Origin of the sequence: Streptomyces sp. BK208 (assembly GCF_004364245.1) — a bacterium.
Classification (GTDB): domain Bacteria; phylum Actinomycetota; class Actinomycetes; order Streptomycetales; family Streptomycetaceae; genus Streptomyces.
On record NZ_SOAV01000011.1, the window covers coordinates 268,040 to 291,557 of the forward strand.

Annotated in this window: 19 protein-coding genes and 3 pseudogenes; 9 read left to right on the plus strand and 13 right to left on the minus strand. The window is 70.0% G+C overall.

The window, feature by feature from the left end; translation table 11 throughout:
- Nucleotides 1-79: 79 nt before the first annotated feature.
- Nucleotides 80-732: pseudogene (locus tag EV562_RS26245) on the plus strand (MBL fold metallo-hydrolase); the annotation flags it as partial.
- Nucleotides 733-963: 231 nt separating this feature from the next.
- Here EV562_RS26245 and EV562_RS26250 read toward each other — a convergent pair.
- Nucleotides 964-2,241 (minus strand): MFS transporter, encoded by a 1,278-nt coding sequence (locus EV562_RS26250; protein WP_133889327.1) that lies wholly within the window; start codon nt 2,239-2,241, stop codon nt 964-966.
- Between the two features lie 94 nt (nt 2,242-2,335).
- Between EV562_RS26250 and EV562_RS26255 the strand changes: the two genes are divergently transcribed.
- On the plus strand, nt 2,336-2,788 hold the full coding sequence (locus EV562_RS26255) for a helix-turn-helix domain-containing protein (RefSeq protein WP_133889328.1): 453 nt from the start codon (nt 2,336-2,338) through the stop codon (nt 2,786-2,788).
- A gap of 173 nt (nt 2,789-2,961) precedes the next feature.
- Here the strand turns inward: EV562_RS26255 and EV562_RS26260 are convergent, their stop codons facing one another.
- The 8 genes and pseudogenes from EV562_RS26260 to EV562_RS26295 all read right to left on the minus strand — a co-directional run bounded on the left by EV562_RS26260 (nt 2,962) and on the right by EV562_RS26295 (nt 10,015).
- Nucleotides 2,962-4,512 carry an NCS1 family nucleobase:cation symporter-1 gene (locus EV562_RS26260; RefSeq protein WP_133889329.1) on the minus strand — a complete coding sequence of 517 codons (1,551 nt, stop codon included), beginning with the start codon at nt 4,510-4,512 and terminating at the stop codon, nt 2,962-2,964.
- Between the two features lie 111 nt (nt 4,513-4,623).
- Nucleotides 4,624-5,646, minus strand: coding sequence for a TIGR03842 family LLM class F420-dependent oxidoreductase (locus EV562_RS26265; protein ID WP_133889330.1), 1,023 nt, complete (start codon nt 5,644-5,646; stop codon nt 4,624-4,626).
- A gap of 11 nt (nt 5,647-5,657) precedes the next feature.
- Nucleotides 5,658-7,061 carry a dihydropyrimidinase gene (hydA, locus tag EV562_RS26270; RefSeq protein WP_133889331.1) on the minus strand — a complete coding sequence of 468 codons (1,404 nt, stop codon included), beginning with the start codon at nt 7,059-7,061 and terminating at the stop codon, nt 5,658-5,660.
- Between the two features lie 35 nt (nt 7,062-7,096).
- Nucleotides 7,097-7,210, minus strand: a pseudogene (locus EV562_RS26275) (acyltransferase); the annotation flags it as partial.
- A gap of 26 nt (nt 7,211-7,236) precedes the next feature.
- Nucleotides 7,237-7,446, minus strand: a pseudogene (locus tag EV562_RS26280) (PucR family transcriptional regulator); the annotation flags it as partial.
- Between the two features lie 37 nt (nt 7,447-7,483).
- Entirely contained in the window at nt 7,484-8,767 is a 1,284-nt protein-coding gene (locus tag EV562_RS26285; RefSeq protein ID WP_133889332.1) for an aspartate aminotransferase family protein, read from the minus strand.
- Nucleotides 8,764-9,606: a nitrilase-related carbon-nitrogen hydrolase gene (locus tag EV562_RS26290; RefSeq protein WP_133889333.1), complete on the minus strand. Its 843-nt coding sequence runs from the start codon at nt 9,604-9,606 to the stop codon at nt 8,764-8,766. The genes EV562_RS26285 and EV562_RS26290 overlap by 4 nt, the downstream gene beginning before the upstream one ends.
- A 157-nt stretch (nt 9,607-9,763) precedes the next feature.
- The gene (locus EV562_RS26295; protein ID WP_133889334.1) at nt 9,764-10,015 is read right to left on the minus strand and encodes a helix-turn-helix transcriptional regulator; all 252 of its coding nucleotides are present in this window, start codon (nt 10,013-10,015) and stop codon (nt 9,764-9,766) included.
- A gap of 63 nt (nt 10,016-10,078) precedes the next feature.
- Between EV562_RS26295 and map the strand changes: the two genes are divergently transcribed.
- Nucleotides 10,079-10,855 (plus strand): type I methionyl aminopeptidase, encoded by a 777-nt coding sequence (map, locus tag EV562_RS26300; protein ID WP_133889335.1) that lies wholly within the window; start codon nt 10,079-10,081, stop codon nt 10,853-10,855.
- Nucleotides 10,856-11,071: 216 nt separating this feature from the next.
- Nucleotides 11,072-13,606 carry an ATP-dependent Clp protease ATP-binding subunit gene (locus tag EV562_RS26305; protein WP_133889336.1) on the plus strand — a complete coding sequence of 845 codons (2,535 nt, stop codon included), beginning with the start codon at nt 11,072-11,074 and terminating at the stop codon, nt 13,604-13,606.
- Here EV562_RS26305 and ggt read toward each other — a convergent pair whose 3' ends face one another.
- Nucleotides 13,607-15,418: a gamma-glutamyltransferase gene (ggt, locus tag EV562_RS26310; protein ID WP_133889337.1), complete on the minus strand. Its 1,812-nt coding sequence runs from the start codon at nt 15,416-15,418 to the stop codon at nt 13,607-13,609.
- A 161-nt stretch (nt 15,419-15,579) separates the two neighbouring features.
- Between ggt and EV562_RS35185 the strand changes: the two genes are divergently transcribed.
- The 5 genes from EV562_RS35185 (at nt 15,580) to EV562_RS26330 (ending at nt 21,317) form a co-directional block, all read left to right on the plus strand.
- Nucleotides 15,580-15,735: a hypothetical protein gene (locus EV562_RS35185; protein ID WP_166661989.1), complete on the plus strand. Its 156-nt coding sequence runs from the start codon at nt 15,580-15,582 to the stop codon at nt 15,733-15,735.
- Between the two features lie 385 nt (nt 15,736-16,120).
- Entirely contained in the window at nt 16,121-17,722 is a 1,602-nt protein-coding gene (locus EV562_RS26315) for an acyl-CoA carboxylase subunit beta (protein WP_243860175.1), read from the plus strand.
- 29 nt (nt 17,723-17,751) lie between these two features.
- Nucleotides 17,752-18,003 (plus strand): hypothetical protein, encoded by a 252-nt coding sequence (locus EV562_RS26320; protein WP_133889338.1) that lies wholly within the window; start codon nt 17,752-17,754, stop codon nt 18,001-18,003.
- A 510-nt stretch (nt 18,004-18,513) separates the two neighbouring features.
- The gene (locus tag EV562_RS26325; protein ID WP_133889339.1) at nt 18,514-20,016 is read left to right on the plus strand and encodes a tryptophan 7-halogenase; all 1,503 of its coding nucleotides are present in this window, start codon (nt 18,514-18,516) and stop codon (nt 20,014-20,016) included.
- Nucleotides 20,013-21,317, plus strand: coding sequence for a cation:proton antiporter (locus EV562_RS26330; RefSeq protein ID WP_133889340.1), 1,305 nt, complete (start codon nt 20,013-20,015; stop codon nt 21,315-21,317). Before EV562_RS26325 ends, EV562_RS26330 begins: the two co-directional genes overlap by 4 nt.
- On the opposite strand, the gene EV562_RS26335 is transcribed toward EV562_RS26330, so the two are convergent.
- The 3 genes from EV562_RS26335 to EV562_RS26345 form a co-directional block, all read right to left on the minus strand.
- Nucleotides 21,281-22,174 (minus strand): acyltransferase domain-containing protein, encoded by an 894-nt coding sequence (locus EV562_RS26335; protein ID WP_133889341.1) that lies wholly within the window; start codon nt 22,172-22,174, stop codon nt 21,281-21,283. The two genes, EV562_RS26330 and EV562_RS26335, sit on opposite strands and share 37 nt — an antisense overlap.
- A 102-nt stretch (nt 22,175-22,276) precedes the next feature.
- Nucleotides 22,277-22,684 (minus strand): nuclear transport factor 2 family protein, encoded by a 408-nt coding sequence (locus tag EV562_RS26340; protein WP_133889342.1) that lies wholly within the window; start codon nt 22,682-22,684, stop codon nt 22,277-22,279.
- A gap of 107 nt (nt 22,685-22,791) precedes the next feature.
- A complete protein-coding gene (locus EV562_RS26345; RefSeq protein WP_133889375.1) occupies nt 22,792-23,187 on the minus strand; it encodes a carboxymuconolactone decarboxylase family protein in 396 nt (131 codons plus the stop codon).
- Nucleotides 23,188-23,518 lie beyond the last annotated feature (331 nt).

The following is a 23,518-nucleotide window of genomic DNA, read 5'->3' on the forward strand; positions in this document are numbered from 1 at the left end:
AACACCGACGCGGCACGCACTGCAGGCTGGCCCGCCGTCCGCTTGCTACCTGGTGTCCCGCGGCGACACCCGGGTCTGGATGGATGCCGGCAGCGGGACGCTGGCCCAGTTGCAGCGGCATGTCCGGCTGGACGAGCTGGACGCGATCTGGATCTCGCACCTGCACGCCGATCACAGCACGGACCTGCTCACCGCTTACTACGGTGTGCTCTTCGCGGACGTCCAACTCGCCGCGCCCATCCCACTGTACGGGCCGCCGGGCATCGCCGACCGGCTCGCCCACTTCCTCACCAATACTTCGACCCGCAGCCCGGTCGAATCGGCATTCTGGGTCCGCGAACTGCACGACGGGCACCAGGTCCACGTCGGCACGCTCACTTTGACCAGCCGGGCAGTGGCCCATGCCATTTCGGCCTTCGCGTGCGCGTCGAGGCCGGGAACCGGTCGTTGGTCTATTCCGGGGACACGGCGCCGTGCCCCAGCCTCACAGAGTTGGCCGAGGAGTGCGACGTCCTCCTGTGCGAGGCCGAGAGCACGCAGGTCCCGCCCGAGGGCGAACAGGTGCACCACACACCCGAGGACGCCGGTGACACGGCCCGCGCCGCCCGGGCTGACCGGCTGATCGTCACCCACGTCGGCCGCTTCCTCACGCCCCAGCAGGCGGTGGCACGCGCCTCGGCCCGGTTCGACGGTCCCGTGGACTACGCCGCCCCCGGTGCCACCTTCTCGATCGGTGAGACCGCGGCTCCGAGGGCGTTCGACGACGCGGCCGTCTTCGAAGCGGAAGCCGGCGCACAAGAGCGCGACGAGGTGAGGGCCGCGACCACCGCCGGCAAGCCTGGGCGGACCGGACGAAGTTGAAGGCCGTGGCCTGCGCGGCGGCCGGACAGCCGGCTCCGCAGGGCACCGGGCGCGCCTCCAGTGCCCGGTTCGAGGCAGTCCGTCAAGCGCTTGCCGCATCGCTCACGTGGGGCGCAGGTCGTCACTGCGAGAGGCAGCCTCGGCAGCGGCATCCGGGGTGCTGCGCTGAGCAAAGGCCCACAGCGCAAGTCCGAGGCAGCTGAACGCGGCACCCAGTGCGCACACGGCGCCCCAGCCGGCCAGCGTGTAGAGGAAGGTCGCGGCGATGGCGCCGGTGGCGCTTCCTATCGAGTAGAAGACCATGTATCCGCCGATCAGTCGGCTGCCCGCGTCCGGCCGCAGCGCGTGGATCAGGGTCTGGTTGGTGACATGAACCGCCTGCACGGCGAGGTCGAGAAGGATCACTCCGACGAACAGGGCCCAGAGTGAACTGCGGGTGAAGGCCAAGGGCAGCCACGAGGCGGCAAGAAGTGCCAGGCCGATGCCGGTGGTCCGCCCGGAGAGTCCGCGGTCGTTCAGGCGGCCCGCCATGGTCGCGGCCAGGGCGCCGGCGACACCGATCAGCCCCAGTGCCCCGATCGCGCTGTGGGACAGGAAGTACGGGGCCTCGCTGAGGGGCAGTGCGATGCTGCTCCACAGAGTGCTGAAGGCGGCGAAGATCAGCAGTCCCAACAGGGCCCGGAGCCGTAGTAGTCGTTCCCGTGCGAACAGGGTGATCGTGGAGTGCAGGAGCTGCCCGTAGCGCAGGGCTGTCTGCTCAGTGTCACTGCGGCGCGGCAGCACTCGGCACAGGACCAGGGCGAGCAGCGCGGTGAGCGCCGCCGAGGCGAGGTAGACGGAGCGCCAGCCCGCGAGATCGGCCAGGAGTCCGGATGCGGTGCGGGCAAGCAGAATTCCGATGACCACGCCGCTGGTGACCAGACCGACGACGCGTCCGCGCTCGGCGGGAGTGGCCAGCGATGCGGCGAAGGCCACCAGAGTCTGTGTGACGACCGCGAGAAGCCCCACCGCGGCCATGCCCGCGAGCAGGATCGCTGCCGTGCGGGCGGCAGCCACCACGGCCAGGGCCACCACGAGGAGCAGCAACTGGGCCACGATGAGCCGTCTGCGGTCGGCCACGTCGCCGAGCGGCACGAGGAAGAAGAGTCCCAGCCCGTATCCGATCTGCGTGAGGGTGACCACGCTGCCGACAAGCGCCGGGCTCATGGCGAGGTCGTGGCCCATGGTCACCAGGAGCGGCTGGGAGAAATAGACGTTGGCCACTGCGGCCCCACAGGCGGCGGCGAACAACATGACGACGCCACGAGACAGGACGAACGCGGCACCTTCCCCGCTTCGGGCCTGGGACCGTCGTGTCACAGCCTCACCTGTGCCGGGCATCAGCACTCCTCCGCATATCTGGTTTTAACTTGCTACCATCAGTGACGGTAACTATTTCGGTAGCATGTTGCAACCATCGTGAGAGAGGGACGCCATGGTGACCAGGACGCGCTTCGACGACAGCGAATGTCCCGTCGCCCGGTCGGTGGACGCGATCGGCGACTGGTGGTCCCTGCTGATCGTGCGGGACGCCTTCGACGGAAGCCGGCGCTTCGGGGAGTTCCAGCGCAGCCTGGGCGTGGCGAAGAACATCCTCGCCACGCGACTGCGCACGCTGGTCGCCGGCGGTGTCCTCGAAACCGTCCCCGCCTCGGACGGCAGCGCCTACCGCGAGTACGTACTGACTCCGAAGGGCAAGGCGCTCTTCCCCGTGATCGTGGCGCTGCGGCAGTGGGGTGAACAGAATTTCTTCGCTCCCGGCGAACCCCACTCACAGTTGGTCGACCGCCGGCAGGGACGGCGTCTCCGCCCGCTGGAAGTGATGTCTGCGGACGCGCAACGGCTGAACCCCGACGACACCATCGTCCACAAGGTCTCCACTCAGTGATCCGGGCCGGAGCCCCGACGCCGCGGCAGCGGGTCGCGGCGGCCCACGCTGGAGCGGCAACTCCCCGGCTCCTCCCGCCCGCTGGCCAGCGCGGGCCCGCCTGGAGGACAGCCCAAGCACCGCGTGGGGGGACAGTTGCCGTACCTCTCCGGCAACGCTCGTGGTCGATACAGCTAGGGCCGAGCGGTCGGACTGTCCAGCGCGGTGCCGGGCCGGGTGGCGGGGAGCAGCGTCAGGGCCACGTAGAGGAGCAGGGACGTGCCGAGGCCCACCGCCCAGCCGTAGTCGGCCAGCGGTTCGAGGAACGGTACGGGCCGGCCGTCGACCAGCGGGTGGAAGTCGGCGCCGCCGACGGCCAGGACACCGCCGACGGCGAAGGCGGCCACGGCCCGCCAGTTCCATCCGCCCCGGTACCAGTAGCGTCCGCCCCTGCGGTACAGGTCGACGAGGTGCAGCCGGGCGCGGCGCAGGATCCAGTAGTCGGCGACGAGGATGCCGGCCACCGTGCCGAGCAGGCCGCCGACCAGGCCGAGCCAGGTGAAGATGTAGCCCTGCGGGTCGGAGTACAGCTTCCACGGGAAGATCAGCACGGCCAGCACGGCCGTGATGAGCGCGCCGGTCCGGAAACTCACCTTGCGCGGGGCGACGTTGGAGAAGTCGAAGGCGGGTGAGACCAGGTTGGCCGCGATGTTCACGGACAGGGTCGCCACCAGGACGGTGACGAGGGCGAAGAGCAGGCCCACGACGTTGTCCGTCTTCGCGGCGAGCTGTACCGGGTCCCAGATCGGTTCGCCGTACACCGCCTGGGAGCCGGAGGTGACCATCACGGAGAGGAAGGCGAACAGCGTCATCGTGGTCGGCAGACCGAGGGCCTGGCCGCGGGTCTGGGCCTTCTGGCTCTTTCCGTAGCGGGTGAAGTCCGGGATGTTGAGGGACAGCGTGGACCAGAAGCCGATCATGCCCATCAGGGACGGCCAGAACAGCTTCCAGAACTCGCCGCCCCAGCCCAGCTTCGACGGCTGGTCGAAGAGCGGGCCGAGGCCTCCCGCCTTGTCGGCCATCCACCACAGCATCACGAAGGCGCCGACGAGGACGAAGGGCGCCGCCCAGTTCTCGAAGCGGCGGATGGTCTGCATGCCGCGGTGGATGATGGCGACCTGGAGGACCCAGAAGACGGCGAACGAGAGCCACATGGTCCAGGCGTGGCCGCCGACCGTCGCGGCGCCGGTCCAGCCGTCGCCGATCAGCTTGCCGGCCAGGAAGTAGATGGCCTCGCCGCCGATCCAGGTCTGGATGCCGAACCAGCCGCAGGCGACCAGCGCCCGTACGACGGCGGGCAGGTTGGCGCCCCGGATGCCGAAGGAGGCGCGGGCGAACACCGGGAAGGGGATGCCGTACTTGGGCCCGGCGTGACCGGTGAGCAGCATGGGCGCGAGCACGATCAGGTTGGCCAGGGCGATGGTGAACACGGCCTGCTTCCAGTCCATGCCGACCGCGACGAGACCGGAGGCGAGGGTCCAGGAGGCGGTGTTGTGGGCCATGCCGACCCACAGCGCCGAGAAGTTGTACGTGGTCCAGGTGCGTCCCGCCACGGGGACGGGGAGCAGGTCCTCGTTGGCGTAGGGGCCGCTCGGCGGCGGGGAACCCGGGGCGAGCTCCACGCGCCCGTCGGGGAGGGTGACTTGGCTGGACGGCGGTATGGCCGTGGGCGCGGTGTCGGTCATGGGCAGGCCAATCATGCGGAGGACGGGAGAGGCCGTGCGGGTGGTGCCGATGGGGGGTGCGCGGGTGCGCCCTGCGGCCCGCCCCGGGCGTGGGGCGGGCCTGGGAGGGAGTCAGGCGTCGAGGGCCGGGATGACCTCGGTGCCGTAGACGTCGATCACGGCTTCCTGCGCGTCGTGCATGTCGTACAGCGCGAACTGGTCGACGCCGAGGGCGCGCAGGGCGGTCAGCTTCTCGATGTGCTTCTCGACCGGGCCGATCAGGCAGAACCGGTCGACGATCTCGTCCGGCACGAACCGGGTGTCGGGGTTGCCGCTGCGTCCGTGGTGGGCGTAGTCGTAACCCTCGCGGGCCTTGATGTAGTCGGTGAGTTCGTCGGGTACGGCGCCGGTGTGGGCGCCGTACTTGGCGACCAGGTCGGCGACGTGGTTGCCGACCATGCCGCCGAACCAGCGGCACTGCTCGCGGGCGTGGGCGAGGGCCTCGGGCGAGTCGTCGGCGGTGACGTACGCCGGGGCGGCGACGCAGACGGTCACCTCGGACGGGTCGCGTCCGGCGGCCCGGGCGGCGTCCCGGACGGCCTTGACCATGTACTCGGTGAGGTAGAGGTCGGCGAGCTGGAGGATGAAGCCGTCGGCCTCCTCGCCGGTCATTCTGAGGGCCTTGGGACCGTACGCGGCCATCCACACGGGGACTTCGGCGCCGGGCCTGATCCACGGGAACCGGACGACGGTGCCGCCGCCGAGGTCGGCCTCCTCTCCCCTGCCGAGCGCCCGGATGACCTTGATGGCTTCGCTCATCCGCGCCAGGGTGTTGGGCTTGCGTCCCGCGACCCGCATCGCGGAGTCGCCGCGGCCGATGCCGCAGACGGTGCGGTTGCCGAACATGTCGTTGAGGGTGGCGAAGGTGGAGGCGGTCACCTCCCAGGTACGGGTGCCCGGGTTGGTGACCATCGGGCCGATCTTCAGGGTGCTGGTGTGGGCCAGGACCTGGCTGTAGATGACGAACGGTTCCTGCCACAGCACGGCGGAGTCGAAGGTCCAGCCGTGGCTGAAGCCGTTGCGCTCGGCCCGTTTCATCAGGTCCACGACGCGGGAGGCCGGGGGGTCGGTCTGCAGGACGAGTCCGAAGTCCATGGGCACCGCTCCTAGTTCAGGTACTGACAGGTGGCGCGCGGGGTGTAGACGCCGTGGCCCTTGCGTCCGGTGTACTCCCGCTCGGTGATGACCGGTTCACCGCGCGAGAGCACGGTCTCCACCCGGCCGGTGATCCGCCGGCCCTCGTACGCCGAGTAGTCGACGTTCATGTGGTGGGTCTCGGCGGAGACGACCTGCTCGGCGTGCGGGTCGTAGACGACGATGTCCGCGTCCGCGCCGGGGGCGATGGTGCCCTTCTTCGGGTAGAGGCCGAACGTGCGGGCCGGGGTGGCGCAGGCGATCTCGATCCAGCGGCGGCGGCTGATGCGGCCGTCGACGACGGCCTGGTGGAGCAGGTCCATGCGGTTCTCGACGCCCGGCATGCCGTTGGGGATCTTCGAGAAGTCGCCGCGGCCCAGTTCCTTCTGTCCGCTGAAGCAGAAGGGGCAGTGGTCGGTGGAGACCACCTGGAGGTCGTTGGTGCGCAGTCCCCGCCACAGGGCCGCCTGGTGTTCCCGGGGCCTGAGCGGGGTGCTGCACACGTACTTGGCTCCCTCGAAGCCGGGCTCGGCGAGGTTGTCGGTGGACAGGAACAGGTACTGGGGGCAGGTCTCGCCGAAGACGGGCAGCCCCTCGTCGCGGGCCCGGGTCAGTTCGGCGACCGCCTCCGTCGCGGAGACGTGCACGACGTACAGCGGCGCGCCGGCGACCTGGGCGAGCCGGATGGCGCGGTGGGTGGCCTCGGCTTCAAGGAGGGCCTTGCGGACCTCGCCGTGGAAGCGGGGGTCGGTCTCGCCGCGGGCGAGGGCCTGCTCGACGAGGACGTCGATGGCGATGCCGTTCTCGGCGTGCATCATGATCAGGCCGCCGTTGCCGGCGGCGCGCTGCATGGCGCGCAGGATCTGGCCGTCGTCGGAGTAGAAGACGCCGGGGTAGGCCATGAACTGCTTGAAGGAGGTCACCCCTTCCTCCACCAGCAGGTCCATCTCCTTGAGCGTCTCCTGGTTCACGTCGGAGACGATCATGTGGAACCCGTAGTCGATCGCGCAGTTGCCCTCGGCCTTGGCGTGCCAGGCGTCGAGCCCCTCGCGCAGGGAGTGGCCGACGCTCTGGATGGCGAAGTCGACGATGGTGGTCGTGCCGCCCCAGGCGGCGGCGCGGGTGCCGGTCTCGAAGGTGTCGGCGGCGTAGGTGCCGCCGAAGGGCATCTCCATGTGGGTGTGCCCGTCGACGCCGCCCGGGATGACGTACTTGCCGCGCGCGTCCACCACCCGTTCGGCGCCGAACGCCTCGGCCGCCGGGGTGCCGGTGGCGGCGAGGGCGGCGACTCGGCCGTTCTCCACCAGGACGTCGGCGTGCATCTCGTCGGACGCGGTGACGACGAGGCCGCCGCGGATGACGGTACGGCTGCTCATGCTGCTGTTCCCTCCTGTCGGGGTTCCCCGGTGGGTCAGGGCGCGGTCAGCGGGGTGTAGGCGCCCGGAGCGCGGTCGCGGAACTGCCGGCGGTCGCGGACCTCGCGCTGCTTGCCCGTGCCGAGGTCCCGGACGACGAGTTCGGTCTCCGGCCGCGCGAGGTGGCCGAAGGGTTGAGGACGTTCTCGGCGCCTTGCCCGCTGAGCGTCACGCCGACGTCGACGGCCTCGGCGACGTGCACCCGGCGCACGGGCCGGTCGAGGCGGTGCGCCCCGGCCACCGCCTCGGGCTGTCCGGCCCGCACCCGCTCCGGGCCGAGGACCTGACGGACCGACAGTGCGGGCTCCCGGGGCTGTGCGGCCGAGGTCTGCGAGGTGGTGGTCATGGCGGCGCCTCCTGGTCCGGGACGCGGTGCGCGGTGCTCAGATGCTCCGCAGGGCGCGTTCGAGGATCGCGGCGCCCTCCTCGGCCTCGGCGACGGTGAGGGACATCGGTGGGGCGATGCGCAGGACGCTGGTGCTGTGGCCGCCGCCCTTGCCGATGAGCAGCCCGCCGGCGCGTGCCTCCTCCAGGACGGCGGTCGCCGCCTCGGGGGCTGCCTCGTCGGTGCCGGGCAGGGTCAGCTCGACGCCGATCATCAGCCCCCGTCCGCGCACCTCGCGCACGTGCGGCACCTGGGCGGCGACGGCGCGCAGCCGTTCGATGAGCAGTCCGCCGACGCGCCGGGCGTTGCCCTGGAGGTCGTGTTCCAGGAGGTGGTTGAGGTTGGCGAGGCCCGCGGCCATGGTGACCTGGGTGCCGCCGAAGGTGGAGATGCTGTTGGCGTCCAGGCAGTTCATGATCTCGGCGCGGGCGATGACGCCGCCGATCGACATGCCGTTGCCGATGCCCTTGGCGAAGGTCACGATGTCGGGCGGCCCGTTCCTGCCGTGGGCCTGCCAGCCCCAGAAGTGCTCGCCGGTGCGGCCCCAGCCGGTCTGCACCTCGTCGGCGATCCACAGGATGCCCCGCTCGTGCAGCACCTCGCGGAACGCGGCGTACAGGCCGTCCGGCGGGGAGGTGAACCCGCCGACGCCCTGGACGGGTTCGGCGATCAGCGCGGCGGGGGTCCGGGTGTGGCCGAGGAGGTCCTCCAGGTCGGCGACGCAGGCGTCGACGAAGTCCCGGTCGTCCAGGTGGGCGTAGGGGCCGCGGGTGCGGACGCCGCCGTGGACGTAGAGGGTCTGCAGCGGGGACAGCGAGGTGGGGGACCAGCCGCGGTTGCCGGTGATGCCGACGGCGCTGAAGGAGCGGCCGTGGTAGCTGTTGCGCATCGCCAGGATCGCGTTGCTGCGGCGGTACGCCGTGGCGAGCAGCAGCGCGGTGTCGTTGGCCTCGGTGCCGGAGGTGGTGAAGAAGACGCGGGCGTCGGGGATGCCGGAGACATGGGCGACGCGCTCGGCGAGCTCGACCATGGGCCGGTTCAGGTAGAGCGTCGAGGAGTGGTTGATCCGCCCGGCCTGCTCGGCGACGGCCTTGGTCACCTCGGGCAGGGCGTGCGCGGTCATGGTGGTGAGGATGCCGCCGAAGAAGTCCAGGTACTTGTTGCCGGCGGCGTCCCAGACGTGCCGGCCCTCGCCGTGGGTGATCTCCAGCGGGTCCTCGTAGTAGAGGGCGAGCCAGTCGGGCAGGACGGCGCGGTGGCGGGCGAAGAGGTCACGGTTCACGGCCGCACCAGCCCCTCGTAGGCGTCGGGGCGGCGGTCGCGGTAGAAGGCCCATTGCTGCCGGACCTCCTCGATGAGGCCGAAGTCCAGGTCACGGACGACGAGTTCCTCCTCGGTGTCGCTGGCCGTCTCCCCGACGAACTGTCCGCGCGGGTCCACGAAGTACGAGGTCCCGTAGAAGTCGTTGTCCCCGTACTCCTCGACGCCGACGCGGTTGATGGCGGCGACGAAGTACTCGTTGGCGACGGCCGCGGCGGGCTGTTCGAGCTGCCACAGGTGGGCGGAGAGGCCGCGGTGGGTGGCCGAGGGGTTGTACACGAGCTGGGCGCCGCCGAGGCCGAGCTGGCGCCAGCCCTCGGGGAAGTGGCGGTCGTAGCAGATGTAGACGCCGACCTTGCCGACGGCGGTGTCGAAGACCGGCCAGCCCAGGTTGCCGGGGCGGAAGTAGAACTTCTCCCAGAAGCCCTTGACCTGGGGGATGTGGTGCTTGCGGTACGTGCCGAGGACCGTGCCGTCGGCGTCGATCACGGCCGCGGTGTTGTAGTAGAAGCCGGACTGCTCGACCTCGAAGACGGGGACGACGATCACCATGCCCGTCTCGCGGGCCAGCGCCTGCATACGGCGGGTGGTGGGGCCGTCGGGCACCGGTTCGGCCCAGCGGTAGTGCTCGGGGTCCTGGACCTGGCAGAAGTAGGGGGCGTTGAAGACCTCCTGGAACCCGATGACCTGGGCACCGCGCCGGGCGGCCTCACGGGCGTGCTCCTCGTGTTTCGCCACCATGGACTCGGTGTCGCCGGTCCAGGTGGCCTGGACGAGAGCGGCACGTACGACGTTGGCCATGAGCTGCTCCTTCGACACGACGTCAGAGCCTCTACGCCCGTAGAACAGGCCGTAGAGGGACGAACGTAAGCCTGGCCGTACGGGCTTGCCAAGACCATCGTCGTCAAGGCGCGGTGTCGATCACGTTTCGCACCCCTGTGGGTGAGCGCCGGGCGGATCAGGCCGGCAGGGGCGCACACCTCCCCACCAGCTCGTCCATGGACAGGCCCAGCGCGCCGGCCAGCGCGGCCACGGTGAAGAACGCCGGAGTGGGCGCCCGGCCGGTCTCGATCTTGCGCAGCGTCTCGGCGGAGATGCCGGCCTCGGCGGCGACGGCCGTCATGCTCCGCCCGCCGCGGGCCGCACGGAGCAGGCGGCCGAGCTGCTCGCCGCGCTCACGCTCTTCGGGGGTCAGGGGTGTGCGCACCATGGCGTCATTCTAATACCGCACCCGAGGGAAGGACCCAATTCAAATACCGGTATAGTAATTGGCATGGTGGAACTGAAGACGGACTCATCGATCGACGCCATGCACGCGGCCGGCCAGGTCGTCGCACGGGCCCTGACCGCGGTACGGCGGGCGGCGGACGTGGGGGTGTCCCTGCTGGAGCTGGACGCGGTGGCGCACGAGGTGCTGCGGGAGGCGGGCGCGGGCTCGCCGTTCCTCGGGTACCGGCCCTCCTTCGCGCCGACGCCCTTTCCGGGTGTCATCTGCGCCTCGGTGAACGACGCGATCGTGCACGGCGTCCCGGACGGCTACCGGCTGCGCGACGGGGACCTGGTCTCCATCGACTGCGGCGCCCTCCTGGAAGGCTGGGCGGGCGATTCGGCGCTCAGCTTCGTCGTGGGCACCCCGCGCCCGGCCGACCTGGTGCTGATCGAGACCGCGGAGCGGGCCCTGGCGGCGGGCATCGAGGCGGCCGTCGTCGGCAACCGCGTCGGCGACATCGCCCACGCCATCGGCACGGTGTGCCGGTCGGCCGGGTACGGGATCATGGACGACTTCGGCGGCCACGGCATCGGCCGGCACATGCACGAGGACCCGGGGGTGCCCAACGAGGGCCGCCCGGGGCGCGGGCTCCCGCTGCGGCACGGCATGGTCCTCGCCATCGAGCCCATGCTGATCGCCGGTGGCCGGGACGACTACCACGCGGCTCCCGACGGGTGGACCCTGCGCACCAACGACGGCTCCCGGGCGGCGCACGTGGAGCACACCGTGGCGATCACGGAGAGCGGCCCGCGGGTCCTGACCTCGCGGGACGGCCTCTGAGCCGCGGGGTACCCCTCCCCTGCCCCTGAGCGACGGCTCACCGACCACCGGTGCTCGCCGGGCGGCCGTCCGGTGCCCGCCCGGCAGAGCCTCCGCGCTCCCGGCTCCCCGGCATGCCCACCGGAACAGAACGTGTCATGTTGGGCATGACCGCGCCCCGTCCGGGTTACCCGGCCCCGGCACGTCGATCAGCGATGCAGCGGAGGTCCGTACACGATGACCAGCGGCAGCGGCTACATGGGCCCGGAGGGCGACCCGTTCGCGGAGTTCCTGGCACGCTTCTTCGGCGGGCCCAGGCCCCGGCAGATCGACATCGGCCGACTGCTCAGCCAGCCCGCCCGGGAGCTCGTGCGCGGCGCCGCCCAGTACGCCGCCGAGCACGGCAGCCGCGACCTGGACACCGAGCACCTGCTGCGGGCCGCGCTCTCCACCGAGCCGACCCGGGGACTGCTCAGCCGGGCCGGGGCCGACCCCGACTCGCTGGCGTCGCAGATCGACGAGCGGACCGGCCCGGTGCAGCACCCGCCGGGCGAGGTCCCGCCCCCCACCTCGCTCTCGCTCACCCCGGCCGTCAAGCGCGCCCTGCTGGACGCGCACGAGCTGGCCCGCTCCACCGGCACCGGTTACATCGGCCCCGAGCACGTGCTCAGCGCCCTGGCCGCCAACCCGGACTCGGCCGCCGGGCACATCCTGAACGCCGCCCGCTTCGCGCCCTCCGCCATGCCCACGGAGTCGCCGGAGGCCGCCAAGGGCCGCACCGAGAGCGCCAGGGCCACGAACACGCCGACCCTCGACAAGTACGGCCGCGACCTCACCGACCTGGCCCAGCAGGGCCGGATCGACCCGGTGATCGGGCGTGAGGAGGAGATCGAGCAGACCGTCGAAGTGCTCTCCCGGCGCGGCAAGAACAACCCCGTCCTGATCGGTGACGCCGGCGTCGGCAAGACCGCCGTGGTGGAAGGGCTGGCGCAGCGCATCACCGACGGCGACGTGCCCGACGTCCTGCTCGGACGGCGGGTGGTCGCCCTCGACCTGACCGGCGTGGTCGCGGGCACCCGCTACCGGGGCGACTTCGAGGAGCGGATGAACAACATCGTGGGCGAGATCCGCGCCCACTCCGACCAACTGATCATCTTCATCGACGAGCTGCACACCGTCGTCGGCGCCGGCGGGGGCGGCGAGGGCGGTTCGATGGACGCCGGGAACATCCTCAAGCCGGCCCTGGCCCGCGGTGAGCTGCACATCGTGGGCGCCACCACGCTGGAGGAGTACCGCAGGATCGAGAAGGACGCGGCCCTCGCCCGCCGCTTCCAGCCCATCCTGGTGCCCGAGCCCAGTCCCGCCGACGCGATCGAGATCCTGCGCGGCCTGCGCGACCGGTACGAGGCCCACCACCAGGTCCGGTACACCGACGAGGCGCTGGTGGCGGCCGTCGAGATGTCCGACCGCTACCTCACCGACCGGCGGCTGCCCGACAAGGCGATCGACCTGATCGACCAGGCGGGCGCCCGGGTGCGGCTCCAGTCGCGCACCAAGGGCACCGACGTACGGGCGCTGGAGCGGGAGGTCGACCAGCTGGTCCGGGACAAGGACCAGGCCGTCGCGGACGAGCAGTACGAGCAGGCGACGCAGCTGCGCGACCGGATCGTGGAGCTGAAGCAGCGGATCACCGAGGCCACCGGTGACGGCGAGGCCGACGAGGGGCTGAAGCTGGTCGTGGGCACCGAGTCCATCGCCGAGGTGGTCTCCCGGCAGACCGGCATCCCGGTCAGCAGCCTCACCCAGGAGGAGAAGGACCGCCTGCTGGGTCTGGAGTCCCACCTGCACGAGCGGGTGGTCGGCCAGGACGAGGCGGTGCGGGTCGTCTCCGACGCGGTGCTGCGCTCGCGTGCCGGGCTGTCCAGCCCCGACCGGCCCATCGGCAGCTTCCTCTTCCTCGGCCCGACCGGCGTCGGCAAGACCGAGCTGGCCCGGGCGCTGGCCGAGGCGCTGTTCGGCAGCGAGGACCGGATGGTCCGCCTCGACATGAGCGAGTACCAGGAGCGCCACACCGTCAGCCGCCTGGTCGGCGCCCCGCCCGGCTACGTCGGGCACGAGGAGGCCGGCCAGCTGACCGAGGTGGTGCGCCGCCACCCGTACTCGCTGCTGCTCCTGGACGAGGTGGAGAAGGCGCACCCGGACGTCTTCAACATCCTGCTGCAGGTCCTGGACGACGGGCGGCTGACCGACTCGCAGGGGCGGACGGTGGACTTCTCCAACGCGGTCGTCGTGATGACCAGCAACCTGGGCTCCGACGTGATCACCCGGCGCGGCGCCGGCATCGGGTTCGGCTCGGGCGGTGCGGAGGCGGACGAGGAGGCCCGGCGCGAGCAGGTGCTGCGCCCGCTGCGCGAGCACTTCCGGCCCGAGTTCCTCAACCGCGTCGACGAGATCGTGGTCTTCCGCCAGCTCAGCGGCGAGCAGCTGCGGCAGATCACCAACCTGCTGCTCGAGCAGACGCGGCGCATGGTGCACGCGCAGGGCATCACCGTGGACTTCACCGACGCGGCCGTGGACTGGCTCGCCGAGCGCGGCTACCAGCCCGAGTACGGCGCCCGCCCGCTGCGCCGCACCATCCAGCGCGAGGTCGACAACCAGCTCTCCCGGCTGCTGCTGGACGGCCGTGTCGCCGAGGGCGGCCGGGTGACGGTCGACGTCGAGGACGGGCGGCTGGCGTTCCGGACGCCGGAGCGGCCCGTCCCCGAACTGTGACTACCTCCGGCGCACCGGGTCGGCCACCATGGCCGAGCCGCCGCCGCGCCGTACCTTCTCGGCGGCGGCCAGCCACTTGCCGTCGGCCAGGCGCTGCACGGCGGTCGCGGCGCCGATCTCGGGGTTCGGCTTGAAGGAGTGCCCGAGGGCTTCAAGCTCCGTCCGCAGGGCGCTGTCGTAGAGACCGGGTTCCAGCTCCGTCTGGGCGGCGTTGCGCTGACTGGCGCGCGGCGCGGCGATCGCGTCGACGAGCGGGAGCCCGCGGTCGAGGAACTGGGTGAGGGTCTGGAGCACGGTGGTGATGATGGTGGCACCGCCGGGCGAGCCGAGGGCCACGACGGGCTTGTGATGGCGGTCCAGGACGATCGTCGGCGCGATGGAGGAGCGCGGGCGCTTGCCGGGACCGGGCAGGTTCGGGTCGTGCACGGCCGGGTCGGCCGGGGCGAAGGAGAAGTCCGTCAGCTCGTTGTTGAGCAGGAACCCCCGCCCGGGCACGGTGATGCCGCTGCCGCCGGTCTGCTCGATGGTGAGCGTGTAGGCGACGACGTTGCCCCACTTGTCCGCCGCGGTGAGGTGCGTGGTGTTCTCGCCCTCGTACGTCGTGGGCGCGGCCGTGCCGCCGTCCCCGCAGCGGCCCGGGTGCCTCGGGTCGCCGGGGGCGAGCGGGCTGGTGAGCACCGCGTCGTCCCTGATCAGGCACGCGCGCGAGTCGGCGTACCGCTGTGACAGCAGCTCCTTCGCCGGTACGTCCTCGAAGGCCGGGTCCCCGACCCAGCGGCCGCGGTCGGCGAAGGCGATGCGGCTGGCCTCGATGTAGCGGTGCAGGTAGCCGGCCCGGTCCGCGGCGGAGAGGTCGGTGCGCTCCAGGATGTTGAGGGCCTCGCCGACGGTGGTGCCGCCGGAGGAGGACGGTGCGATGGAGTACACGTCGAGGCCGCGGTACGAGGTCCTGGTCGGCGCCTGGAACTTGGCCTCGTAGGCCGCTAGGTCCCTGGCGGACAGGTCGCCGGGGCGGGCGTTCCAGCCGGAGGCCGGGTCCACGGGCGGGTTGTTGACGGTGTCGACGATGTCCTCGCCGAGTTCGCCGTGGTAGATCGCGCCGACGCCCTTGCGGCCCAGCTCCCGGTACGTACGCGCCAGGTCGGGGTTCTTGAACGTGGAGCCCACGACCGGGAGTTCGCCGCCCGGCAGGAACAGCTCGGCGGTGTCGGGGAAGGAGCGGAACCGCTGCTCGTTGGAGGCGGTCTGGGAGCGGAAGGTCTCGTCGACGGTGAAGCCGTGCCGGGCGAGCCGTTCGGCGGGTTCGAGCACGGTGGAGAGCTTCCGGCTGCCCCACCGGTCGAGCGCGGCCTGCCAGGTGGCCGGGGTTCCCGGCGTACCCACGGCCAGGCCGCTGGTGACGGCGTCGGCGAAGGCGAGCGGCTTGCCGTCCTCCGTGAAGAGCTTCTCGTCGGCGGTGAGCGGCGCGGTCTCACGGCCGTCGATGGTGCGCACGGTGCGGGACCTGGCGTCGTAGTAGACGAAGTAGCCGCCGCCTCCGATCCCGGCGGAGTAGGGCTCGGAGACGCCGAGCGCGGCCGCGGTGGCCACGGCGGCGTCGACGGCGTTGCCGCCCTTGCGGAGTACCTCGATACCGGCGGCGGAGGCGTCCCGGTCGACGCTGGCGACCGCGCCGCCGTATCCGACCGCCACCGGGGTCTTCCGGTCGGCCGGCCCGCTCTTCGGCGTGGGCGGCGCGGCCGCCCCCACCGACACCACCACGGCGGCCGAGACCGCCAGGACCGTCAGATTCCGTGCGACAGGGCGACGCATCCGCACCTCCAGGGAGAGCCGTTCGGGCAGCTTAGTTGATCGTCATGGCCGCGTCAGGAGCACACGGGAAGCGCGGGCGAGCGGGGTGGACGCCCGTCGCGCCCCGTCCTCTCCCGGTCCGCCGAGCACGAGTACGCGGACGACCGCCGGCATGCGCGCCCATGACTGACGACGTACGCAACATCGTCCTGGGTGTGGTGGCGGCGGGCATCAGCGCCACGCTGGGCTGGTTCGGCCGCACCTGCCTCGTCCCGGACGGTGAAGCGGCCGACCCGGCGCACGGGGCGACACGCGCGGCGGCAGTACCACTCATTTGATCACTGACGCCCCTGAGTGCCCCGGGTTCACACGTCGAAACACACGACGGCCCACGCCACACGCGCGCGTACAGCCGCGCTGCTGCCCCTGACCACAGGCACTCGTGCGCGGGCGTGAAGGCCACAGCATCGCGCGCCCTCCGCGCTCCCACATTCATGCACGCACTGTGGACGTGTTCGGGTTTCTGCCGGACAGTCGAGAGGAGTGCCGCCGCCGCCATCTCCTCCACCCCCGAAATGACAGTGCCTCGTCTCCGAAGTCCCCCAGGCCGCGGCAGTCGGCAACCCCTCGTCCCTGGCCGGACACCTCCGTTGGTCCGCACCACGTTCCGGTGCGCACCGACCAACCGCTCCCAAGAGACGGCTACCGGAAGGGCCCCTCACCATGACGAAGGCGAACTCGGGCGAACCCGCACCGGTCCCCTCGATCCTCTCTCCCGACATGGCCGAACGCTGCACCGCGGTGGCCGAAGCCAAGGCAGCCGCCCACCACGTGCACAGGGATGCCACCCGACGCCAGCACGAGCGCGGGAAACTGACGGCTCACCAGCGTCTCGACCTGCTCTTCGACTCAGGTTCCTTCCGGGAGATCCAGGCCCTTCGACGCCACACCGCCACCGGCTTCGGACTGGAAGACCACAGACCGCCCTCCGACGGTGTCATCACCGGCTGGGGAACCGTCTACGGACGCACCGTCTATGCCTACGCCAGCGATTTCCGCATCATGGGCGGCTCCCTCGGCGCGACCCACGCATCGAAGATCCATCGCGTAATGGACCTCGCCGAAGCCGCCGGCGCCCCACTGATCAGCCTCAACGATGGAGCAGGGGCACGCATCCAGGAAGGTGTCGCGGCCCTGAACGGCTACGGTGGGATCTTTCGGCGCAACGTCCGCGCCTCCGGCGTCATCCCTCAGATCAGCGTCATCCTCGGCCCGTGCGCAGGCGGCGCCGCCTACTCACCCGCGCTGACCGACGCCGTCTTCATGGTCCGCAAGGTGGGGCAGATGTTCCTCACCGGCCCGGGTGTGGTCAAGACCGTCACGGGCGAGGACGTCAGCAGCGAGGACCTCGGCGGCGCGGACATGCACGCCGGCGTTTCCGGGCTGGCACAGTTCGTTCACGCCGATGAGGAAGCCTGCCTGGGCGAGGTACGCCGGCTGATCTCCTTCATTCCGTACAACAACCAGACTCCGCCACCGGAGTACCGCTGCGAGGACCCGATCGACCGGCCCGGCGACTCCCTCCTCCAACTCGTGCCCACGGACCGCAACAGCAGCTACGACATGCTCAAGGTGATCGAGGAAATCGTCGACGACGCCGACTTTCTCCAGGTTCATGAACACTGGGCTCCCAATGTCCTGTGCGGACTGGCCCGTTTCGCCGGCGCCACGGTCGGCATCATCGCCAACCAGCCTCTGCACCTCGCCGGTGTCCTGGACATCAACGCCTCACAGAAGGCGGCGCGCTTCGTGGCGATGTGCGACGCCTTCAACATCCCCCTGCTCACCCTGGTCGATGTCCCCGGCTTCCTGCCCGGTCCCGACCAGGAACGCGGCGGCGTCATCCGACACGGTGCAAAACTCCTGCACGCCTACTGTGCCGCCACTGTCCCCCGCGTCCAGATCATCATCCGTAAGGCCTACGGCGGCGCCTACATCGTCATGGACTCACCTTCCATCGGATGTGACCTCTCCTACGCGTGGCCCACCAACGAAGTGGCCGTCATGGGCGCGGAAGGAGCGGCCGAAGTCGTCTTCCGTGAGCAGATCCGCTCCGCCGACGACCCCGGAACCGCCCGCGCCGAGGCCTCCGACCGATACCGCGAGCAGCTGATGCACCCGTTGCTCACCGCCGAACTCGGCTACGTCGACGATGTCATCGATCCACGCTCCACCCGTCAGATCGTGATCGAGGCATTCACCACCCTGTACGCGAAGAAGCAGACGGCCAACCCGGCGCGGAAACACAGCATCACGCCCCTGTGAACGAGGAAAGCTCAAGAAAGAAGCACCTCATGGACATCGCGTTCGTCAGAGCCCGCCTGCAAGAAGACCTCCGCATCCGAAGGGGGCACGCCACACCCGAAGAAGTGCAGGCCGTCCTCGAGGCCCTCTGCCGCATGGTCGACGCAGCAGTGACATCACCCAACCGCGTGGTGCCCGACCTCAGCGCCGGGCAGTACGTGCCGCCTCAAGCCTGGAACAAACCGTCGCGTCTCCACAGCACCCCGATCGAACAGGTCACCCCGGGCGGAGAGAATCTCTGAACGGCCAAGGGCTCAGTGGTCCGGAGGAATCCCTAGCCGGATCGGATCGAACCGAGTGTCACCATGACATCGCCCCCCTGCGCCGACCGATGGTGACACCGAGAACGAGGGTGACCGGCGATACGGTCGTCGCCGAAGAGAGCAGCGTTCGGGAGGCGGTGCGTAAAACGGGCCGGCCCATCGGCAGCACATGAACGTGGGAATTTCGGTCACCGCGATTCCAGACCCTTTCAGGGCGCTGACGGTCGACCAAAGAATCCGTTGTTCACGGAAACTGATGTGTGCTCAGGAGCGCCGCCCTGGGCGCACCCGTTGACACTCGATGCTCCCCGCACTCCCTGCGCGCCCCCTATTTGAGGGGGCCGTGGTGATGGGAATATGAATGACACCCTCAAGTGCGTCTAGTGCGTGAGGCGGCCTAAGCCGCTGATTCTGCATAGAGCGCGGCGTTTTCGCTTCGGACGCCCACGAACAGGCTCACTTCCCATCTCGCGAAACGCTGGAGAGCCTGTGCCCGGAGATTCTTACGATGCGATTGTGATTGGCGGGGGCCCCGCGGGTTCCACTGCGGCGACACTCATCGCCCTGGACGGTAACCGGGTACTGCTTCTGGAGAAGGAGAGGTTCCCGCGATATCAGATCGGTGAGTCTCTGCTGCCTGCGACCGTGCACGGAATATGCCCGATGCTCGGTGTGGACGGGGCCCTCAGGGAAGCGGGGTTCACCGTCAAGCGCGGAGGCTCCTTCCGCTGGGGCAAGAACCCGGACCTGTGGACCTTCGCCTTCACCACCTCGGACCGCATGAGCGAGCCGACGGGTTTCTCGTACCAGGTCGAGCGGTCCAGGTTCGACGACATCATGCTGCGCAATGCTGAGCGGGCGGGAGTGGAGGTCCGCGAGGAGCACCCCGTGGTCAGGGTGCTGCGGGACGGCTCGCGGGTCACCGGGGTCGGTTTCACCGACCCGCAGGGCAAGTCCGGCGAAGCCTCCGCCCAGTTCGTGCTGGACGCGTCCGGCCACACAGGACGCCTGCACAACGAGGTCGGAGGCGAACGGAAGTACTCGCCGTTCTTCAAGCACGTCGCCCTGTTCGGCTACTTCAAGGGCGGCAAGCGGATTCCGGAACCCAACTCCGGGAACGTACTGTCCGTCGCCTTCGACAGCGGCTGGTTCTGGTACATCCCGCTCTCGCCGACGCTGACCAGCGTCGGAGCTGTGGTGAGAAGCGAGCTGGCCGGCAGGATCCAGGGCGATCCGGAGGAGGCGTACCGAGCACTGATCGCGGAGTCTCCCCTGATCAGCGAGTACCTGGAAGGGGCGGAACGTGCTACGGAGCCGCCGTACGACCGTCTGCGGGTGCGAAAGGACTTTTCGTACACGCAAACCGCCATGCACGCGCCAGGGATGGCATTGATCGGGGATGCGGCGTGCTTCGTCGACCCGGTGCTCTCCACGGGCGTGCATCTGGCCACCTACGCGGGGATGCTGGCCGCACGGTCGGTGAACTCGGTGCTGGCCGGGCTCGTGGCGGAGGAGCCGGCGTTTCAGGAGTTCGAGCGCCGCTACCGGCGTGAGTTCACCTCCCTGCACGACTTCCTCGTCTCCTTCTACGGAACGAACCTGGACGAGAAGTCCTACTTCTGGCAGGCGCAGAGAATCACCGGTCAACAGGGCGGCGCGGCCGAGGCGTTCGTGGACCTCGTCGGCGGAGTCGCGTCGGGGGAACTCCTTCCTGAAGATCCGCTGACCGCGGCCGCGCGGACCGAGAAGGCGCGGGAGGCCCTGGTGGGAGTGACAACGACCACCAATGAGCTCGGTGACGCCCAGGGACTCTTCGAGGTGCCGCTGGCAGCCACGGCATTGGCGGAATCCCAGACCCTCGTGGCGCGAGGTCAGCAGCACCGCGGGCAGCTCACGGAGGGCGCGCTGCTCGCAGGCGGTCTGCGAGCTTCGGAGGACGGCAGGCGCTGGCTGCCGGTTGAGTCTGAGGAGCAGCCACAGGAAGACACGTGAGCTGGCGTGATCCGCTGGTGTCGGTGGCCGGTGCGATGACACCGGCCGCCGGCACCAGTTCCTTTCTGATCCGCGCGGCCCTGCTGCTGGCAGCCGCGCGCGGTCTCGGCCGGGTGGCCTCCCGGCTTGGGACTCCGGCAGTGACAGGAGAGCTGTGCGCGGGAGTAGTCCTGGGGCCCGCCGTCCTGGGCAGCGTCTGGCCGCCGGCAGGGCGGTGGATCATGGGCGACGCCGGCGACCAGGCATCGCTGGCGGCGGTGGCGCAGCTGGGGGTGGTCTTCCTCGTCGGCCTGGCCGGCCTGGAGCTCCGGTTGACAGGCATCGACGTGCGGACCGTGTCGACCGTGGCAGCCTGCGGGCTGCTGCTGCCGCTGGCAGGCGGTTTCACTCTGGCCTTCCACCTCCCCGTTGCCTGGCGGGGTCCGCAGGCCGGCCGATCCGTCGAGTTCGCGCTGTTCGTGGGTGTGGCGTTGGCTTTCACAGCCGTACCCGTCATCGCCAAGACCCTTACCGATCTGGGACTGCTCCGTCACCGCATAGGGCAGTTCGTGCTGATGGTCTCAGCCGTCGACGACGCGGTGGGCTGGCTCCTGCTCGCGGCGCTGGCTTCACTGGGCCGTGAGCAGGCATCCGGCCCGTACGCGATCGCGGTCACGTCGGGCGCCATGGTGGCGGTCAGCGTGGGGTGCTGGCTGGCCGGGCGGCTCGCGGGGCGCTGCTTGGAGGCCAGACGTGGCGCCGACGCCGCCGCGGGGATGGCCGTGCTGTTCCTGGTCAGCGCCGGAGCCAGTGGCCTCGCCGGTCTGGAAGCGGTTTTCGGGCCGTTCATCGCCGGGGTGGCCCTCGGCCGTCGCGCGCCACAACTGGCGGAGGAGCGAGGCCCGCTGTCCGCCGTGGTGCTGAGAGTGTTGGCCCCGCTCTTCTTCTCGACCGTCGGCCTCAAGGTCGACTTCGCAGGTCTGGCCGGGTGGAAGCCGCTCACCGCCGCAGCGGCCGTGCTGGCCGTAGCCACCGTCGGCAAGGTCGTCGGAGGGTATGCCGCCGCCAGATGGACCGGCTCCCCACCGTGGGAGGCCTTCGCCGTCGGCATCGGCATCAACGGACGGGGAGTGGTCACCATCGTGGTGGCCTCCGTGGGACTGTCCATCGGAGTGTTCAGCTCCGAGCTGTACACCGTTCTCGTACTGGTCGCGGTGATCACGTCGGCTGTGTCAGGGCCGCTGCTCAGGGTGAGCGTGGACCGTCACAAGCGCACCGCGCCCCATCAGGAGACGACGGGAAGCCCCGACAACGGGCAGTAGGCCCTGGCCCCAGGGTGCTTCTGACCCACGACCTCCCAGACTGCCTGTGTGATTCCGGCAGGCGGCCCGCACTCGACGAAGGTGGTCGCGCCGGCCTGCGCGAGCGCGACAAGTGCCGACGGCAGACGCACCGGATTGGCCACGTTCTCGGCCAGACACCGGGCCAGGTCGTCGTCGTCGGTGTACCAGCGGCCCGCGAGGGGCGAGTACACGGGGCGCCGGAGCGGGCGTTGCTCCAGAACGGCCATGTCCTTGGCGTAACGAGCCACTGTCCCGGCCAGCGCCGGATGATGGATCATGTAGGGGACGTCGAGCTCCCTGGGACGCAGACCCGCCTCGGCCGCCTCCTCCAGCACGGCGCGCAACGGTGCACCAGGCCCAGTCAACACCAGCAGGCGGTCCTGGTTGTACCCACCGATGACCACCTCGCCGCCTCCCGCCGCCAGTACGGGCTGTATCTGCTCGGCGCTCCCGCGCACCAGGGCCACGCCCCCCAGCCCTTCATAGGCACGCATCGACCTGACCAGGTAACACACACCCAGGGCACCGTCACTGACGGAGAGCGCCCCCGCGCACACCAGGGCTGGGATCTCTCCCAGGCTGTAGCCCAACGCCATGTCCGGCTCGATTCCACGCAGGGCGAGCACCCGCATCACGGCGACGGAGGTGGCGTACAGGGTGAGCTGAGGACTGCCGGCCGCACCCTTGCGGGTGACGCCCAGGCCGAACGGCGTCCCGGCCTGGTCCACCTCGTCCAACACCTCTGCCACCACCGAGGCGGCGCCGGGCAGGAGCGCGGCAGCATCCTGGCCGACATTGGCGCCCTGGCCGGGGAACAGGAAAGCGGTCCTGTCCATGCGAGTTGCTCCTCATCTGTCCGGGAGGACGGACGGCTCTTCCGACCGGACCAGCCGGTGGTGCAGGGCCCCAGCTCTCCGGCCCACGGCAGTGCGCCGTCGCTAGGCGTTACGGGTCCGGAAGCCCGGCCACGCGGACGGATCGATGTAGGAGAGGTCGCTGGTCACCTGACCTTCACGCAAGGTCAGAAAGGAACACCAGTAGGTCGTCCATTCCCTGCCCGTGTCGGGGTCGGACCCTTTCAGCTCACCGTGCACGATCGTATGGTCGTCCGTCAGAGCCGAACTGAGGATTGTGCCCCGGCGATCCGGCGCTGCGGTCAGGACCTGGTCTTCGAGCTCATGAAGTCTACCCTTGCCCGTTACGTCTACCAGGCCGGGAATCACAAGCCGGAAATCGTCACTGTAGACCTCATCAACCATCCGGTGCACATCGGTATTGAACAGGTGGATCCACTGGTTGACGATCTCGAGCGAACTCTCTCGTACGGCGTCATCCCTGTCACGCATGATTCCTCCGTCGTGCTCGGTGGGACGCGGCGGGAAAGCAGGAGGTGGACGCCGGGAACCGATCCGGAACGTGGCTTCGAGCCCGTGGCGCGGTACGCCGTCCGCCCTCAGGTTCTCGGCGTCGTGCTGTCCGTACTTCGGGGCGCCGGCAGCTTGATTCCGCGCTCCGAGAAGACCTTCTTGGCGACTAGCGTGGCATTGATCGCCCGGGCCATTCCACAGTGCACAAAGATCTGCAGAAGTGCTTCGGTGACCTCCTCAGGGCTCAGGCCCACATTGAGAGCGGCATGGACGTGGACCTCCACCTGAGACTCGCAGCCTCCCATGGCGGCGAGTGCGCCCAGGGTGACCAACTCCCGTTCACGTAGAGTGAGCTCACTGCGGGCATAGATTTCCCCGAACCCCCAGGCAATCCCCTGGTAGACAAGTTCCGGCGAGGTGTCCTGCAGAGCCTCGACGACCCGACGGCCGGCCTCACCGTCCACTTGGTCCAAGACGTGCATACCGCGTTCGAAACGCCGTTCACGGGTTTCTTCTCCGGGCAGTTGCACCAAGCTTACCGTCCAATCGACTCGATCTCCGTTGTGGTTACCGCATCTTGTCTCGACAGGCTTTCTGCAGCACAGCACAGCCACACCGAACCCGGCAGGGAGCACGTGGAGCGCTTTTGTACACGCGGTAGCGAACCTCTCTATTCTGCGTGCGCCGCAGTGCGGCGGCGCGCACAGTGGCAGAGGGAGCGAAACCCGGGGTCCCGAGTGAGTCGAGCGCCCCGCAGGCGAGTCTTCACAAAACCCCCAGGGCCAGCCAGCCTTTCGATATCGAGAGGTCACA

Coding starts and splice junctions, on each gene's coding strand:
- EV562_RS26250 (WP_133889327.1), bottom strand. CDS start 2,241: ATGCCCGGCACAGGTGAGGCTGTGACACGACGGTCCCAGGCCCGAAGC.
- EV562_RS26255 (WP_133889328.1), top strand. CDS start 2,336: ATGGTGACCAGGACGCGCTTCGACGACAGCGAATGTCCCGTCGCCCGG.
- EV562_RS26260 (WP_133889329.1), bottom strand. CDS start 4,512: ATGACCGACACCGCGCCCACGGCCATACCGCCGTCCAGCCAAGTCACC.
- EV562_RS26265 (WP_133889330.1), bottom strand. CDS start 5,646: ATGGACTTCGGACTCGTCCTGCAGACCGACCCCCCGGCCTCCCGCGTC.
- hydA (WP_133889331.1), bottom strand. CDS start 7,061: ATGAGCAGCCGTACCGTCATCCGCGGCGGCCTCGTCGTCACCGCGTCC.
- EV562_RS26290 (WP_133889333.1), bottom strand. CDS start 9,606: ATGGCCAACGTCGTACGTGCCGCTCTCGTCCAGGCCACCTGGACCGGC.
- EV562_RS26295 (WP_133889334.1), bottom strand. CDS start 10,015: ATGGTGCGCACACCCCTGACCCCCGAAGAGCGTGAGCGCGGCGAGCAG.
- map (WP_133889335.1), top strand. CDS start 10,079: ATGGTGGAACTGAAGACGGACTCATCGATCGACGCCATGCACGCGGCC.
- EV562_RS26305 (WP_133889336.1), top strand. CDS start 11,072: ATGACCAGCGGCAGCGGCTACATGGGCCCGGAGGGCGACCCGTTCGCG.
- ggt (WP_133889337.1), bottom strand. CDS start 15,418: ATGCGTCGCCCTGTCGCACGGAATCTGACGGTCCTGGCGGTCTCGGCC.
- EV562_RS35185 (WP_166661989.1), top strand. CDS start 15,580: ATGACTGACGACGTACGCAACATCGTCCTGGGTGTGGTGGCGGCGGGC.
- EV562_RS26315 (WP_243860175.1), top strand. CDS start 16,121: ATGACGAAGGCGAACTCGGGCGAACCCGCACCGGTCCCCTCGATCCTC.
- EV562_RS26320 (WP_133889338.1), top strand. CDS start 17,752: ATGGACATCGCGTTCGTCAGAGCCCGCCTGCAAGAAGACCTCCGCATC.
- EV562_RS26335 (WP_133889341.1), bottom strand. CDS start 22,174: ATGGACAGGACCGCTTTCCTGTTCCCCGGCCAGGGCGCCAATGTCGGC.
- EV562_RS26340 (WP_133889342.1), bottom strand. CDS start 22,684: ATGCGTGACAGGGATGACGCCGTACGAGAGAGTTCGCTCGAGATCGTC.
- EV562_RS26345 (WP_133889375.1), bottom strand. CDS start 23,187: ATGCACGTCTTGGACCAAGTGGACGGTGAGGCCGGCCGTCGGGTCGTC.